Origin of the sequence: Desulfobacter hydrogenophilus, from assembly GCF_004319545.1 — a bacterium.
In the GTDB taxonomy this organism is placed as follows: Bacteria; Desulfobacterota; Desulfobacteria; order Desulfobacterales; family Desulfobacteraceae; genus Desulfobacter; species Desulfobacter hydrogenophilus.
This window is the reverse complement of sequence record NZ_CP036313.1, coordinates 2,788,660-2,804,020: the sequence shown is the minus strand read 5'-3', so window position 1 is coordinate 2,804,020 and position 15,361 is coordinate 2,788,660. Positions and strand designations below refer to the sequence as shown.

General features: G+C 47.3%; 15 protein-coding genes. 4 read left to right on the top strand and 11 right to left on the bottom strand.

Annotation, left to right across the window (positions count from 1 at the left end):
- Positions 1-188 precede the first annotated feature (188 nt).
- Complete coding sequence (locus tag EYB58_RS12485; protein WP_111956709.1) at positions 189-1,880, top strand: DEAD/DEAH box helicase; 1,692 nt, start codon at positions 189-191, stop codon at positions 1,878-1,880.
- A 99-nt stretch (positions 1,881-1,979) separates the two neighbouring features.
- On the opposite strand, the gene EYB58_RS12480 is transcribed toward EYB58_RS12485, so the two are convergent.
- Both EYB58_RS12480 and bamJ read right to left on the bottom strand, forming a co-directional pair.
- Positions 1,980-3,491 carry an alpha-amylase gene (locus EYB58_RS12480; protein ID WP_207309043.1) on the bottom strand — a complete coding sequence of 504 codons (1,512 nt, stop codon included), beginning with the start codon at positions 3,489-3,491 and terminating at the stop codon, positions 1,980-1,982.
- 564 nt (positions 3,492-4,055) lie between these two features.
- Positions 4,056-4,670 (bottom strand): BamJ family beta-barrel-assembly machinery protein, encoded by a 615-nt coding sequence (bamJ, locus tag EYB58_RS12475; protein ID WP_111956707.1) that lies wholly within the window; start codon positions 4,668-4,670, stop codon positions 4,056-4,058.
- Between the two features lie 199 nt (positions 4,671-4,869).
- On the opposite strand from bamJ, the gene EYB58_RS12470 reads away from it, so the two are divergent.
- Positions 4,870-5,310, top strand: coding sequence for a VOC family protein (locus EYB58_RS12470; RefSeq protein ID WP_111956705.1), 441 nt, complete (start codon positions 4,870-4,872; stop codon positions 5,308-5,310).
- Positions 5,311-5,870: 560 nt separating this feature from the next.
- On the opposite strand, the gene EYB58_RS12465 is transcribed toward EYB58_RS12470, so the two are convergent.
- The 6 genes from EYB58_RS12465 to EYB58_RS12440 form a co-directional block, all read right to left on the bottom strand.
- Positions 5,871-6,644: a tRNA threonylcarbamoyladenosine dehydratase gene (locus EYB58_RS12465; RefSeq protein ID WP_111956703.1), complete on the bottom strand. Its 774-nt coding sequence runs from the start codon at positions 6,642-6,644 to the stop codon at positions 5,871-5,873.
- The gene (locus tag EYB58_RS12460) at positions 6,641-7,447 is read right to left on the bottom strand and encodes a TatD family hydrolase (protein ID WP_111956701.1); all 807 of its coding nucleotides are present in this window, start codon (positions 7,445-7,447) and stop codon (positions 6,641-6,643) included. Before EYB58_RS12460 ends, EYB58_RS12465 begins: the two co-directional genes overlap by 4 nt.
- Positions 7,448-7,449: 2 nt before the next feature.
- Complete coding sequence (gene aroQ, locus EYB58_RS12455; RefSeq protein WP_111956699.1) at positions 7,450-7,911, bottom strand: type II 3-dehydroquinate dehydratase; 462 nt, start codon at positions 7,909-7,911, stop codon at positions 7,450-7,452.
- 68 nt (positions 7,912-7,979) lie between these two features.
- A complete protein-coding gene (locus EYB58_RS12450) occupies positions 7,980-8,579 on the bottom strand; it encodes an indolepyruvate oxidoreductase subunit beta (RefSeq protein ID WP_111956697.1) in 600 nt (199 codons plus the stop codon).
- A gap of 19 nt (positions 8,580-8,598) precedes the next feature.
- Positions 8,599-10,446, bottom strand: coding sequence for an indolepyruvate ferredoxin oxidoreductase subunit alpha (gene iorA / locus EYB58_RS12445; protein WP_111956695.1), 1,848 nt, complete (start codon positions 10,444-10,446; stop codon positions 8,599-8,601).
- Positions 10,447-10,532: 86 nt separating this feature from the next.
- A complete protein-coding gene (locus EYB58_RS12440) occupies positions 10,533-10,844 on the bottom strand; it encodes a hypothetical protein (RefSeq protein WP_111956693.1) in 312 nt (103 codons plus the stop codon).
- A gap of 670 nt (positions 10,845-11,514) precedes the next feature.
- Here EYB58_RS12440 and EYB58_RS12435 point away from each other — a divergent pair.
- Positions 11,515-11,901, top strand: coding sequence for a hypothetical protein (locus EYB58_RS12435; RefSeq protein ID WP_111956691.1), 387 nt, complete (start codon positions 11,515-11,517; stop codon positions 11,899-11,901).
- A gap of 194 nt (positions 11,902-12,095) precedes the next feature.
- Positions 12,096-12,350: a hypothetical protein gene (locus EYB58_RS12430; RefSeq protein ID WP_131072058.1), complete on the top strand. Its 255-nt coding sequence runs from the start codon at positions 12,096-12,098 to the stop codon at positions 12,348-12,350.
- Positions 12,351-12,388: 38 nt separating this feature from the next.
- Here the strand turns inward: EYB58_RS12430 and EYB58_RS12425 are convergent, their stop codons facing one another.
- From EYB58_RS12425 to EYB58_RS12415, 3 genes are all read right to left on the bottom strand, one after another.
- Positions 12,389-12,949 (bottom strand): GAF domain-containing protein, encoded by a 561-nt coding sequence (locus EYB58_RS12425; protein ID WP_111956689.1) that lies wholly within the window; start codon positions 12,947-12,949, stop codon positions 12,389-12,391.
- Between the two features lie 232 nt (positions 12,950-13,181).
- Positions 13,182-14,237, bottom strand: a complete 1,056-nt coding sequence (locus EYB58_RS12420; RefSeq protein WP_111956824.1) for an AMP-binding protein — start codon at positions 14,235-14,237, stop codon at positions 13,182-13,184.
- 4 nt (positions 14,238-14,241) lie between these two features.
- The gene (locus EYB58_RS12415; protein ID WP_111956687.1) at positions 14,242-15,279 is read right to left on the bottom strand and encodes an o-succinylbenzoate synthase; all 1,038 of its coding nucleotides are present in this window, start codon (positions 15,277-15,279) and stop codon (positions 14,242-14,244) included.
- Positions 15,280-15,361: the final 82 nt, after the last annotated feature.

Sequence of the window (15,361 nt, the reverse complement as noted above, 5' to 3'; positions counted from 1 at the left end):
GCCTTTGCTGTCGTAGTGAAGCCCTAAAAATTAGTCCTACCCAATACCTGCAGATAGCAACGTCCAAAATCAGATATAAAATAAAACAACTTGTATTTTCTTAAAAAATCGTATAGATATAAATGTTTTGAGTTAATATTGATATACAGGGCTGGCTGTGCTGGCCTTTTTTGCTTTTAAGGAAAACCATGCCCCATAAAAATTTAGAACAAGCCGGGTTCGACGAAATGAACTTGAGCCCGGATGTTTTCGCGGCCTTGCAGACGGTTGGTTATGAAACCCCGACTCCGATCCAGACCAAAACCATTCCCCATATGATCGCATGTAAAGACCTGCTGGGTCAGGCCAGGACCGGAACCGGAAAAACAGCAGCCTTTGCACTGCCGCTGCTTTCCCGGATCAATCTTAAAAACAGGCACCCCCAGGTTCTTGTGGTCACCCCGACCCGGGAGCTTGCCATCCAGGTGGCTCAGTCTTTCAGTGACTATGGCGTAAAAATGAAAGGCCTTAACGTTCTGGCTGTATACGGGGGCCAAAGCTATGGTGTTCAGTTAAGCCAGTTAAAACGAGGCGTCCATGTAATTGTGGGGACACCGGGCCGCCTCATGGACCATATGCGGCGTAAAACCGTGTGTCTTGACGATCTAACGGGCCTGGTGCTGGACGAAGCAGACGAAATGTTGCAGATGGGATTTATTGATGATGTTGAATGGATTTTATCCCAAATCCCCCAATCCACTCAGATCGCACTATTTTCCGCGACCATGCCGGCCCCCATTCAAAAAATTGCAGGCAAATATCTTAAAAACCCTGAAAAGGTTATTATCCGTCATGATTCAGATGTCACCAGCACCATTCAACAAAAATTCTGGCTGGTAAAGCATGTAAAAAAGAGTCATGCCTTGGTTCGGATACTTGAAGCGTCTTCCCATGATGGCGTCATCGTATTTACCAAAACCCGGAATGACACAATGGGCCTGACAAAAATCCTGGAAGAAAAAGGATTCAAAGCAGAGGCCCTGAACGGAGACATTGCCCAGGCGGCCCGGGAACGGACGGTTAACCGGTTGAAAAACGGCAATATAGATATTCTCGTGGCCACCGATGTGGCGGCAAGGGGACTTGATGTTGACCGGATTTCCCACGTTATCAACTACGATATGCCCCCTAAAACCGAACCCTATATTCACAGGATCGGGCGAACCGGTCGGGCCGGACGAAGCGGTGAAGCCATTTTATTTGTCCAGCCAAAAGAAAGGTGGATGTTAAAACGGATCGAAAACGCCACCCGCCGGAAAGTTGAAGAAATAGCCCTGCCCTCCAACAGGGAAATCAATAAAAAACGGATGGATGATTTTAAAAATAAAATCACCCAGACCATCGGCACCGAAGATCTAAGCGCGTTTACGGATCTGGTGGAGACCACCGCAAAGGAACAGGATGTTCCGATTGCCCAGGTGGCTGCAGCCCTGGCAAAGATGCTCCAGGGCAACACACCGTTTTTACTGAAGGAGACGGCTGAAAAACCTGCTGCTAAAAAGACCGCTAAAAAACCTGAAAAGAAGGCCAAAGCACCCGTTGCACCAAGACAAAAGCAGACACCTGACCGGCTTAGGCCCAATAAAATTTCGCCTACTGAAGAAGGGATGGAACGATATCGCATTGAAGTGGGTTACAAGCATGGCCTAAAACCCGGCGATGTCGTCGGTGCAATTTCAAATGAATCCGGTCTGGAAAGCAGCTTTATCGGCAACATCAATATTGACTATGATTATTCTCTGGTGGATCTGCCCTTTGGCATGCCTAAAAACGTCTTTAATCTGCTGAAAGGCACCTGGATAAGATCCCAAAAAATGTCAATTTCGAAATATGCCTGCTAAAAAATATATGAGCGGCCATGGCATTGGGGACGCGAAAAAAACGCTGCAGTAGTCCCGTTGACTGTGCAGGCACTGGTTGCCGCAGTGTCTGCCGAATGCCTAGGCCGGCATCCAAACTGAAATACTTCCCCCGGAGACGGGGAACTCCCCCCATCCGTCAGCATTTATATCAATTGTGGTACCGTCCATGTTCCCCAGGGCGTCGCGATACTTCCCGTTGGCGTGGGTCGTCCCCACTTCCAGCCACATCGCGCCGCCGCCACCGATGGTGATGACGGTTGCCAGACCGGAGCCGGGATGATCCGCGTCGCCTTCCCGTGTCCAACCGATCATGTGAGTATGCGTGAATTGATCCCGCTGACGACCGTAGGCGTGTGACCGTCGCAGTTCCACCAGACGGGACAGATGAGGAACTGGAACCATGTCGATTTCATATGCCTTGCCGTCCCGCTCCTTATCTTTGTATTTTGCCCCAAACCAATCCGCGTAAAAGACACAGGGATATCCTTCTTGCCGCAACAGGATAAATGCATAGGCTGCCGGTTTAAACCACCAACCCACCGGGGACTCCAGGGCCTGGAGCGGCTGACTGTCATGGTTTTCTACGAACGAAACCGACAGGGCCGGCTGCTCACCGGTGAGTGTGTCATCTAAGATTGTCCTCAGGTCGTAGTGTCCATTGGCCCGGGATATATCGTGGAACTTCTTATGAAGCGGCACATCGAAAAGGGACATCTTACCATGGGTCGCTCGGATGTAATTGTGCAGTTCTCCTACATTGTTTGACCAATACTCTCCCACTGCAAAGAACCCGTTCTTTGTATTCAAAGAGGCGACACGGCGCATGTAGTCCAGCCACTCACGAAAGAAACTGAATTGAATATGTTTGACGGCATCAATCCGAATGCCGTCAATTCCGGTCGTCTCCAGGTACCAACACCCCCAGCGGGCGTATTCCGTGCGAACCTCCGAAGAATTCATATCCACGTCCGAAAACATGAGATAATCGTAATTTCCCTTCTCCCCGGAAACCATTTGGTCCCAGTCTTTGCCGCGATTCGTAAACTTGAAAATCGCATTCATACAAAAGTTCTCAGCCCAATCGGTACCGTCGAAACAGTCGTAATTCCATACAAAATTAGAATATTTGCCGGCACGCCCCGGGAACGTGAATTCAGTCCACGCCTCGATCCAATAGTCCGGCTTTTCCGGGTTGACAATTTCAAAGTGCCGTTCGTCTCCTCGCATTTCCAAGGCCTTTACCCACTCAGTACGATCAGCGCCGCCCTTGTGATTAAAAACGATATCCGCGTAAACCTGCAGTTTTTTGTCGTGCAGTGCCTGAATCGTTTCGAGATACTGATCACGGGTGCCGTACTTTGTGCGTACCGAACCTTTCTGGTCAAATTCCCCCAGGTCATACAAGTCATAGACGCCGTACCCAACATCATCCACGCCCGCCTGCCCCTTGTATGCAGGCGGCAGCCATACCGCACTGAATCCGCAATCTTTCAAGGTCTGGGCCGAATCACGCACCTGGGTCCAGAACGTTCCATCATTGGGGATATACCAATGAAAATACTGCATCATCACACCATTGATCTGAGACATAATAACGTGCCCTCCTCTTTTTTAATTTAGATTAATCGGGATATATATGCTTAGGACCGCGGATTAAATCAGTTGGGCAGAAATAACGCCGAATTTTGGTTCATCTACAAGGCGTATTAAAGGTTGAATAGCATGCCTATTGGGCCTTTGATGCAACGAAGTAGATGGGCCAAAAGGCAAGCTATTTCGTTCAAGTTATTTAATCTGCGGTCCTTAGTAGCTCTTGGCTTATTTTTACGGCATTTGGTCTGTTAGCCCCATTCTTGCCAACTGAGGCAGAAATTGACTTAGTCATATAAAATCTCCATCTCTGAATATCCCGTTTATTTTGACAGCCTATTTATAAAAGCTAACAGGGAGCTGATGGCCAGGTTTCCCCCAAAGAAATTCAGGTAAAAATTTAACGAATTAGAGCCATGAGATAGGACTATAATATAGAATATTTAATTTTGTTTCAATAGGTTAATACGGCAATACCATTTCATCTTCAATCCACACACCTTATCTTTTAGCGGCCCATTTTGGTATCAAAATGGGCCGCTAAGGTTTGTTTACGATGATCCGCTATTTTACTGCAATAAGTTCAACAGTGAAAATCAATGTAGAATATGGTTCAATCGTTCCCCCACTGCCGGTTGAACCATATGCAAGCTCAGATGGAATATACAGCTCATATTTTGAACCCTCAGTCATAAGCTGAAGCGCTTCTGTCCAACCTTTGATTACGCCATTCAGTGGAAAGGTTGTTGTTTGTTCACGTTTGTATGAGCTGTCAAAGATTATACCATCAAGTGTCTTGCCTTCATAATGCGTTTCAACGGTATCTGTAGCAGCAGGCCTTTTTCCGCTTCCTTCAGTGATCACTTTATACTGAAGTCCGCTTTCAGTGGTTTTAACCCCCTCTTTTTTACTATTCTCTTCAAGAAATTTCTTTCCGGCTTCAATATTTTTTTCCCCTGATTGCATTCGCTCTGCCTGCTTTTTGTCTTCCATCGCTCTTTGAAAATTTTGCATAATGTGCTGCATTTCACCAACAGGCATCTCGGATTCTTTCCCGTTAAAAGCCGCAATAAAAGAATCCGCAAAAATTTTAGGATCAATTTCAAATCCCTGTCTTTTAAAATCACCACCTACACTTTGTCCAAAAACATAACTGACCTTATCTAAATCAACTTTCATTTTAATTCCTTATATATTATATGTTTGATAAAAATTCGATTAATATACACAAAAAGGAACCAGGTTGCATTAATTAAAAAAACAGCGTTCTACTTAATATATCTATAGTTATTTTTTCTTGTTTACATGAAATGAGTGGATTGAAATCCAATTCAAAATAAATAAAGAGAGTCAACAATCATTTTGGGAGGCCCTGGACATGGAATGCTTGATGGACCACATAGTCTTGAACATGAAGAGTGACGAGGAGATGATTCATTTCTATACGAAGGTACTGTTGTTGAAACCTGAAAGAATCGAGGAATATTATGCTGGGAAAGTGCCGTTTCCATCGGTGCGAATGAATACCAGTACCATAATTGATCTATTCCCCAAAAAGATGTGGCAACACAATACGCAAACGGGGAAAATAAACTACAATTTAAATCACTTCTGCATAGCTTTGAAAAAACAAACCTGGGAGGACCTTTTGAAACGACTTCAGGAGAATAATATAGATATAGAAGAAGGCCCCGTGTTGCGTTGGGGATCTCGTGGAACTGGAACATCCGTGTATTTTCGAGATCCAGAAAAAAACTTGATAGAAGCTCGTTATTATGAATCACAAGAAGACAATGAAAAATGCCTGTTAAGCTCATAACAGGCGGATAGGCCCATTGGAAATACGGTCCTCATTAATTCCAAGGAGATGATACTATTTCTTTTTAGGCAGCCCGGTAACCCTGGTCGAGGATTCCATCCGATAATATTTTTAATAATAAAATAGAAACTATTCGGGCCAAAAGGCTTTCCGGTTCTGATTTTCTCTTCCAATAAAGGTTCATGATGATGATAACCTGTTAAGAAATACCCAGAATTACCCATAAATGTATGATCTTGCCAGTCATTATGTCCAACGCTTATTCTTAAGGTATGAGGTGTCGAACATGTATCGCATTTGATAGAGTACCTGAAAACCATATATTCCCTTTATTGATCAATACGCTAACAGTGAAATTGGCAGAATGGGCCAATATAGTGATAAGCGGATTCTGTCTATTACCCTTTCAACTTTTCTTAAACCCTGTAAATAGTGCCGGCTTAAAATAAAAAGCAGAAAACCAACTGGAGATTAACCCCGATAGTTACCAACCCACAAGTCCGCCTCAAATCAAATTTAAAATCCAATTGATAGGCGTATAAAAAACTGGCGGGAATGCGCTATTCAGAGGTAAGGGTCTTTGCCGCAAGGCCTGCGATGGTCAACCCGAAACACCCCGGCACCCAGGTGGCAGACCCGATCGGCGGCCTTGGCCGGCCATGGCCGCCATCCACATGGTCCTGCTCCAGGGGATCCACGGCATCTTTATCCTCAAAGGGTTCCTTGTTCAGTGGAGGCTCAATGGAGTAAACGCAGGGCACGCCGCTGGAAAGTCCCCGGCGGCGCAGCCGTCGTCGCACCATCCGGGCCAGGGGACACACTTCGGTGTCAAAAAGATCCCCTGTTCGGATCATGGATACATCGGTTCTGCCCGCAGCCCCCATGGAGGATATAAGATTAAGCCCCATCTGTTTTGCCTCCAGGATCAGACTGACCTTTGCGTTGAGCCCGTCAATGGCATCCACCACCATGTCCAGATCCGGGCTTAAAAACTGGGACAGGCTGTCGGCATTGACAAAAGAAGTGCGCAGATCCACCTCACAATCGGGATTGATATCCAGAACCCGGGCTCGGGCCACGACTGCTTTTTCCAGCCCCTGGGTAGAGTGCAGGGCATAAATCTGCCGGTTGATATTGGAAGCGTCCACCCGGTCAAAATCCACAAGCCGCAAATAACCGATACCGGACCGTGCCAGGGCCTCCACCACAAAAGAGCCCACAGCCCCCAGGCCGAAGACGGCCACCCGGGAACGCTTAAGCCGATCAACCGCCGCCTTTCCCAACAGTTGCTCAAGTCGGGCAAAGGGATTGATCAGGCTTGAATCCCGGGTCATTTGGTTTTCTCCTTTAAAATAGACCCAAACAGATCCAGGCTATTCTCATATCCATGTTGTGCCAGGGTTTCAAATGAGATGCCCCTTCGCTCTGCCGCCACCCTGACAATCTCCGGCACATTGGCCGGCTCATTTAACGAGGTCTCCCCGGGATGGGCATCCAGAATAAACTGGGGCACAATATCCGGGGTGTCGGTCTCAAAAACAATCCGGTCAAGACTGACCGCGTTTAAGGCCAAGCCCACCTTTTTGGCATTGGGCCGGGTTACGGATCCGGAAAAGGAGATATGAAGATTGTATTTCTCAAGAACCGGAACAAGGTCGGCAGATCCGGAATAGGAGTGGATGACCCCGCCTGCGGCCAGAGGGCCATGGTGTTTCAAAATTTTCACTATTGTGTCCCAGGCCTTGCGGATATGGATGTTAATGGGCCGGTTCAAGTCACAGGCCAAGGCCAGGTGGGTTTTAAAAACCTGAACCTGCAGATCCCGGTCAGCCCCTTTGTCCATGAAATCAAGCCCAACCTCCCCTACCCCGGCGGGTATTTTTTCCAGCCATTGGCCCAGATTCTTCGCCCAATCCGGGCTAAGGGTGTCAAGAAACCAGGGATGAATCCCAAAGAAAGGCACCACACAGGAAAAGTTTTCCGACAATTGGGATGTACTCCCAAAATTGTCTTCCATGGTGGCGCAGGTAGCTATTTTTGCCACCCCGGCGTCTTGGGCTCGTTGAACAATATCCGGGGCGTTTTCAATTATCCGTGGATCATGGAGATGAGTATGGACGTCAAAGAACCCGGTCATGCTCAACCGGCCAGGGAGTGAAGAAAATCAAGGGCCATATAATAGCCATAATGGCCGAACCCGGTAAGCTGGCCGGTGGCAATACCGGCAATCATGGAGGTATGGCGAAAAGTTTCGCGCTTATGGATATTGGACAGATGCACCTCTACAATGGGGCATGACAGCATGGAAATGGCATCACGCAGGGCCACAGAGGTATGGGTCAAGGCACCCGGATTGATAATCACACCGGCAGGCCCCTGTTCAAACGCGACATGGATATAATCCAGGATCTCACCTTCGTGATTGGACTGGAAAAAATCCAGGGAAAGTCCCAATGCATCTGCGCGATTTTTGAGTTCTTCGTTGATCTGATCAAGGGTAAGCGCCCCGTAAATTTCGGGTTCCCTTTTTCCCAGCATGTTTAAATTGGGACCATTAATGACATGAATTATGCCCGGTGTTATCTGCTCTTGAGTATTCATCTTTTCCTCTCTAACCGTCTTTGTGCCCCGGAACAAAAAGACTGTGCCGGGACAAAAGCGGTTTTCAGTTATACCGTGCCGGCTGCAGCAGCTTCAAATCCCAAATCAAAGGCGTTAAGATTCATCTCGACAAGCGCCGGTTTAATCCTGCGTTTGATCGCGGCCTTGACGTTTTCCTTTGAAAAGCCCAGGGCACCGGTCTGGATCAAGGCGCCCAACAGCACAATATTCACACTCATGGGGGAGCCGGCTTCACGGGCCAAGGCCATGGCGTCTATGGCCACAAGGCCGGCGGTCTTCTCCTTGAGCACCCGTTTGATTTCATCCACCTCGGGGTAGGTCCCTTTGCCGATGCCCACGGTAAAGGGCGGCAGGGTCGCGGTGTTGGTAATCACTTTTGTATTGGCAGAACACCGGGCAATGGCGCGAAGGGTTTCAGCCGGTTCAAATCCCAGCAGAATATCGGCTTCCCCATCGGAAATAATGGAGGATGAGGCATCGCCGAAAATAATGGAGGATTCCACCACACCGCCGCGCTGGGCCATGCCGTGGATCTCGCTCATTCTCACCTCCACCCCTTCAATGAGGGCGGCTTCGCCCAGGACCTTGGATGCCAGAAGATTGCCCTGTCCGCCAACTGCAACGATGATCATTCTTAATGGTTTCATATCGAACTTATCTCCTTGTCTATTTCAATGGGCGGATGGCGTTTTCAGGACAGATCTGGGCGCACAAAGCACAACCCACACAGGTATCCGCATCAATTTTCACCCGGCCCTCTTCAATGTAAAAGGATGGACAGGCGATCCCGTTGATACACTCCTTGTGGTCCGTACATTTATCGGTCACCTCAAAAGCTCTGGGTTTTTTAAGTTTAATGCTCTTTGCCCAGAGGATACAGGGCTCCTGGGAGATGACAACGGAGACACCGTCAAAGGCCATGGCTTCTTTAAGGGTTTCAATGCTCTTTTTCACTTTAAAGGGCTTGATCACGGAAACATGCTCGACGCCCAGTGCTTTGACCAGATTTTCAATATTTACCCGGCCGTACCCGTCCATGCCCATCAATTCCATATCCACGCCCGGATGAGGCTGATGGCCGGTCATGGCGGTGATGCCGTTTTCAAGAATCACCAAAGTGAAGTTGTGGCGGTTGAACACGGCATTGACAAGGCCTGTAATGCCTGAATGAAAAAAGGTGGAGTCGCCGATCACACTGACCACCTTCTGGTCCGTGGCCTTGCTGAAACCGCAGGAGGTACTCACCGACCCACCCATGCAGATCACAAAATCCCCAATGGACAACGGCGGCATAAAGCCTAACGTGTAGCAACCGATATCACTGGGGTGAATAACATCCATTCCCTGGGCAGCTTTTTTAATGGCGTAGAAGGTGGCCCTGTGGGAGCATCCGGAGCAAAGATTGGGGGGACGGTTGGCTATTTCAGGTATATCGGAGGTATCAATCTTTGGGGCCGGGGTAAAATCTATGCCGAAAAAGGCCGCAATATTCTCCCGGACCATCGCGGGATGAAATTCCCCTAACGATGTGAACAGGGTATCGGTCTTGCCCTGGATGGGAATGACAAGGCCCGCTTCCTGGGCAAAGGCCTTGATGGCCTCTTCCATGAAGGGTTCTCCCTCTTCGATGACAAGCACCTTTTCACAGCCGGACAGGAAGTCTTTAATCTTATCCTTGGGCATGGGGTTGGAAAACCCGGGGCGAAGAATCTTAACCTTTGATTCGATGCCAAGATCTTTTACGGCATCCAGGGCATAATGGTAGCTCACTCCGTTGGCCACAACCCCCCATACGCCCTGCCCTGTAACAAAATTGAATGCTGAAGCTTCAGACATACCGGCGGCCTTGTCCATACGTTCCAGAAGCTTAACATGCAGTCTCCGGGCTACGGCAGGCACGGTGACGCAGCGCATGGGATTCCTTTCAAACCGGCCGTTTGTCTGTCGCTCTTTAATGTCGCCAAAGGTGACAAAGGCATTGGAGTGGTTGATCCGGGTGGTGGTGCGCAGGATCACGGGCTGTTTCAGGGTTTCAGACAGTTCAAAGGCCTCTTTGATCATATCCTTGGCCTCGGCCACACACGAAGGTTCGAACATGGGAAAATGACCGAACTTGGCATAGTAGCGGTTGTCCTGCTCGTTCTGGCTGGAGAACATGGCCGGGTCGTCTGCTGTTAAAATCACCATGCCGGCAGTTACGCCGATATAGGCAAGGGTCATCAACGGATCAGCCGCCACGTTAAGCCCCACATGCTTCATCATACAAAAGGTGCGAAGTCCTGAATTGGCCGCAGCAGCCGCAACTTCCAGGGCGACTTTTTCATTGGTGGAGTATTCAAAATACAGATCAGATTCTCTGGACATCTGAAACAGATTCAAAGAGACTTCTGAGGACGGGGTCCCCGGATATGTGGTGGCAAAGGCGACACCGGCTTCAACAGCGCCCCTTGCAATGGCTTCGTTGCCCAGGAGCATGATTTTCTCTCCGGGGCTGTCCTTTAACAGTTTATGCATGCGCACAACTCCTTAAACAAAAAAACGCTGACAGGTGCATCTCCCATCAGGTCATCTAAGTTTTAATTATAAAAAAGGGATTAATTTCAAGCGTACAGTTTTTCAGCATGTGCCAGGGATGAGGCATACCCCTTGAACCCTTGGGTATCCTCGCAGGAGTTAATGGTACTGGAGGCAAAAAAACCTTCCACCATGGTCTTTTCTCCATGGCGGATTAAACCCATGAACAGCACTGGAACAAGGCTGAGACCGTTTTTGCCGGTTTCAACACTGAAGTCCAGGGGGTCTTTGGTCTGGTAGACGGCAAACAGACTGTTTTGGACAGGCATCAGCTGAACAATTTCAGGATGTTCGTGGTGGTGATGGTCGTGATTGTGATCACTACAATGGTTGCACATGATCTTTAAAGCCTTTCATTATTGCAGGTTGAGGGCACAAGTCTCTTTAAACATAAGGTTTTTGCCGGCAAACGCCACAGACCTTGTGCCCTAAAAACAGTTTAAGCCCTCAATATTACCGAAATTTATTTTAGAATTAAAGGTTTTTGGGAAAAAAACTGCTCGGGTCAACTTAGGACCGTAGATGAAATAAAGTGAACAAAATTGCGCTGAACTTTGGGTCATATACAAGGCGTATCAAATCTTCATGCAGGTCCTAATATAAAATAGAGGTCCGATGTAACACTTAGGAACGGATTTTAAATAACTTGCCCATTTTGATATATCCGGGAGCGCGGGCGTCCCGCCTGCAGTAAAAATGCAGGCGGGACGCCCGCGCTCCCAGGTCAAGTTATTTCGGTCTCATTCCTTAATTGACTACTCAAGATGTAACTCCATATTTAAGATGAGCCTTAAAAATATCTTTTTGAATTGCCTTGTGACCATCCGTCTGATAATTCTTAAAGCATAATGACTTTGTTTTTTTGGGTTGTTTTTTTTGATTTAAACCTTAAAAAGCAAACACTTAAACAAAGGTTATCCCAACACCTAATCACTTGAAATTTAAAATAATTGCGTTTATTTAGTACTGTCGTTTCCAACACCCTTTTTTAGAGAAGAGGAATGTATTGTGAAAAGATTTTTTTTCTTTTTTATTATAACTGGAATGATAATTCTGAATATTTTTCTGTTGCTTTATGGATACTATCTGCTTTCCTTTTTATTACAGAGCAGCTTTGTAGGGGTATTGTTTTTTATCTATAAAGCGACATCAAATAGACATATTAAAAATATGGTATTGGTCTACTTGAAAAAGCACAATGGAGCTACGAAAGGCGAGCTCGTTGCTCATATAAAAAAAGAAACCGGGGAAAAGGCCAACGTGAATTTATCACCGATTGTCGATGAAATCATTGAAAATCTCAAGATAAAAGACTTGGTTTTTATAGAAAAAGGTATTGGCTCAAACATTGGATATTGCATTATACCTAAAGGAAACGGGCCAGACCCCACTTAATATTGGCTCATGTCGCATTTCAGGGCCTTTTAAAGCATATTTTCGGCAACTATTTGAATTTATTCCAAATATAGCAAAGGCTTGCAATCTGTTATTGTTGGGGTATTACCAATATTCTCAGGCTATTATGAACAATCATAAAAATAAGACCCCAAAACGCAACACGAGCCTTTTTTAAAATTCACCAGCCTTCTTTGATCCAGTATGGAAAAATCGGTGTCAGTCAACCGCTGGCGCAGATTGCCATACGTTTCCGTGTTGTTTTTAATCATGTAAACCGTGTGAAACCCCTTGCCAATGGCGTATGTCAAAATATTGCAAAAAAATTTGATATTCAATACCGAAGCGTTGCTCCTTGGCATGACCAATCACCTTATAAATCTGGCCGTTCAGATGGAGGATATATCCGCTGTCTTGGCATAAAAATCACTGGTATCCTGGATGTATGATTTTCCCATATAATTTGCCTCATTTTTTTACTCCGGATTTAATCAAGGAGCCTATAGGGCAAATTATTCATAGCCGCCTTAAACTGGTCAATCACATTTGTAAGGCCGTTGTTTTCAATCACTATTCCCAGATGCTCAAACAAAACGGACAAAGACTCCAGATCCTGTTCGCTGACGGTGATGACCTCATTATGATACATGCGCACGACCCCGGTAACCGTATGCCTGAATTTAATGGGTATTGAGAGCATGGATGCGATATTTTCCTTTGCCGCCTGCTTTGGATACTGGACCCTGGGATCGGCCTGCATATCTTGAATGAAAACAGGCTCCCCCTTTGCAAGAGCGGAGTCTTCTTCATCAAAAAAGATGGGACCTTTTTCCAGATATTGCTGGCTGATGCCGTAACTGCTCACCACAAAAAGCTGATTTTCCTTTTCATCCAAAACAAGGGTGCAACAGCCTTTGATTTTAAATGTTCTGGCGATTCCTTCTGTAATATGCGCTAACAAAAGTTTCGGATCATCGTAGGTTGAAATTGCATGGCTGATGGACCTGAAGTGTTCCAGATTGAACTTTGGTTTCAATGCGTTGGTCATTTCAAATCTCCCTGTTTAAACAAGATTCGGGCGGCTTTTTAAGACCGGCCGGTTGGGAACAATAAAATCCAAATCTCGATTCGGGCCTGTCGGCTAATTGTGTCATGAAACGAAAAACAATGAACTTAATCAGGTTATCATATTGAAAAATAAAAACCTATGTCAACCATTCAAATTCCAGGATTCTATGGTTATAAATATCAACACAGCTTAATGACCCCAAGGGATGCAGTTAAAGTTGCCTGATTATTTTTCCTGTTTCAGTGCGCTTGAATGTATCCTTAAACACGATATCCCGTGGTCTCTCGTAGCGGTCTAATCTTTGGGGAAAAAAGGTTTCCAGCTTTTTTCCAAACTGTTCATCCGACCGGGCTTCGATGGCCAGAACAATCCTGTGCCCAAGGGTTTCATCAGGCATAGCCCCGATGAAAAACGGATATGCAATAAGGTCTTCCAATTTTTTTTCTATGATTTCGGGAAAATACTTTATGCCACCGGAGATGATTACATGATCGGCTCGTCCCAGGATTCTAAAGGTTTTATGACCATCAAGCTCAGCCAGGTCATTGGTGACAAGACACGGCGCATCCAGGCCAGGCATTTCAATGGTCAGGCATCCCCTTTCGGACAGTCCCACCTGAATTCCCTTAAGACATTGAAAACGGTCAGATGCGTTTTGACCGTTTATCCGGCGAAGGGCAATATGCGTGGCAGTTTCTGTCATGCCGTAACTTGCAAAACAGGCCGTGGGCACATTCCCAAGTTCGGTTTCAAGCCGTGACGGCAACGCTGAACCGCCGATAAGTAAACTATCAAGACCTTCAAACCGATTTGGTTCTCCCAGCAATTTTGTCACCTGGTTGAGCACCATGGCAGCGAAGCGGAAGGAATTATCCCGGCACCGGGCCAGGAACGCAAAATCATCGGTTGGGTCTGCGGTGCACAGATCAAGCCTGCCCAAAAGTGCCCTGACCACCATAAGTTTTCCTGCGATATACCTTAAGGGCAGGCACAGCAGGATGCGCTGCCCGGATTTCAGTTCAAAAAAATCAAGGGTGCGCATGGCGCTTTGGACCACAAACTTTTTCGTCAGAAAAATGGTTTTGGGCGGACCTGTGCTGCCCGAGGTGTGGACGGTGATGGTGTTTTGCGGCCCATACCATTGGGCCAGAAAATCAATGACATCGGATTCAATGCCTGGGGAGCAGGCCGGACGCCCCGCTTGCAGAAGCCTTTTCACCCGGTGCACGGTACCATTGAGGCATAGGGTATCCGGAAAGATATTCACGGCCTTAGAAAATCCCCGGAAAGATAAACCGTTTACCCGGATCAAAAAAGAGTTTTTCCCCACGGATTTGCAGGGGGGAGGCCATATTATTGGTAAATAACTGCCCCGTACCAAGGCCCTGGTGCATATGGGGCTGCTTTAAAAAGACCCACTGGGCAATGGCACTTAAACCCAGGTTGGATTCAAGATAAGAAGTAACCCACCAGCCGATCCCCCTTTCATCAGCCAGTTCAATCCATTCGTCACACCCTTTCATCCCGCCGTGCAAACTGGGTTTCAGCACCAGATAATGGGGGGCAAGGGTGTCCAGGAGACGAATTTTGTCTTCACGTGCTGTAATCCCGATGAGTTCCTCGTCAAAGGCAATGTCCAGGGGTGACTGTTTGCACACTTGGGCCATTTGCGGCCACTGGCCTTTGGCGATGGGCTGCTCAATGGAATGCAGATCCAGTTCTGCCAGCTGCCCCATCCGGTCCAGAACCTTATCCGGGGAGAAACCGCCATTGGCATCCACCCGTAAAATAATGTCATCGGCACTGTATTCCGCCCGGATGCTTTTAAGGATGGCAAGTTCTTCTTCAAACTGAAGCGCCCCGATTTTAAGCTTGATGCACCGCCACCCCAAATCCAGTTTCTGCCGAACCTGTTCTTTCATGAACGAGGGTGCCCCCATCCAGATCAGTCCGTTGATGGGGATGCCTTTGTCCCCCCGGGTGAAGCTGGAAGGAAACAGAAGCTGCGTGCCGGTCTGTTCCAGATCCCTGAGGGCGGTTTCCACGGCAAACCGTACCGAAGAGGGTATACTCTGCTGAGCCGCCTGGGCACAAAAACCATCCGGATCTGCGGTAAGTGCTGCAAAGGCCTGTTCCACCTCAGGAATGGTCTCAGCGCTCAACCCCGGTAAGGGTGCGCATTCCCCCACCCCAACCCTGCCCTCTTTTTCCAGAATAAGGTACCAGACCCGGCGGTGGTTCAGCACCCCCCGGGATGTCCCTGCCGGTCGTTTAAACTGTAATTTATGTTCAAGTACACGTGCTTTCATTATTTATTGAGCCTATTCAAAATAGGTTAGGAACGGGTCTTAAATAACTTGCTTATTTTGCTATATCCGGGAGCGCGGGCGT

Bases quoted from the DNA above. Each gene is read 5' to 3' on its own strand.
- EYB58_RS12485 (WP_111956709.1), top strand. From the start codon at position 189: ATGCCCCATAAAAATTTAGAACAAGCCGGGTTCGACGAAATGAACTTG.
- EYB58_RS12480 (WP_207309043.1), bottom strand. From the start codon at position 3,491: ATGTCTCAGATCAATGGTGTGATGATGCAGTATTTTCATTGGTATATC.
- bamJ (WP_111956707.1), bottom strand. From the start codon at position 4,670: ATGAAAGTTGATTTAGATAAGGTCAGTTATGTTTTTGGACAAAGTGTA.
- EYB58_RS12470 (WP_111956705.1), top strand. From the start codon at position 4,870: ATGGAATGCTTGATGGACCACATAGTCTTGAACATGAAGAGTGACGAG.
- EYB58_RS12465 (WP_111956703.1), bottom strand. From the start codon at position 6,644: ATGACCCGGGATTCAAGCCTGATCAATCCCTTTGCCCGACTTGAGCAA.
- EYB58_RS12460 (WP_111956701.1), bottom strand. From the start codon at position 7,447: ATGACCGGGTTCTTTGACGTCCATACTCATCTCCATGATCCACGGATA.
- aroQ (WP_111956699.1), bottom strand. From the start codon at position 7,911: ATGAATACTCAAGAGCAGATAACACCGGGCATAATTCATGTCATTAAT.
- EYB58_RS12450 (WP_111956697.1), bottom strand. From the start codon at position 8,579: ATGAAACCATTAAGAATGATCATCGTTGCAGTTGGCGGACAGGGCAAT.
- iorA (WP_111956695.1), bottom strand. From the start codon at position 10,446: ATGCATAAACTGTTAAAGGACAGCCCCGGAGAGAAAATCATGCTCCTG.
- EYB58_RS12440 (WP_111956693.1), bottom strand. From the start codon at position 10,844: ATGTGCAACCATTGTAGTGATCACAATCACGACCATCACCACCACGAA.
- EYB58_RS12425 (WP_111956689.1), bottom strand. From the start codon at position 12,949: ATGACCAACGCATTGAAACCAAAGTTCAATCTGGAACACTTCAGGTCC.
- EYB58_RS12415 (WP_111956687.1), bottom strand. From the start codon at position 15,279: ATGAAAGCACGTGTACTTGAACATAAATTACAGTTTAAACGACCGGCA.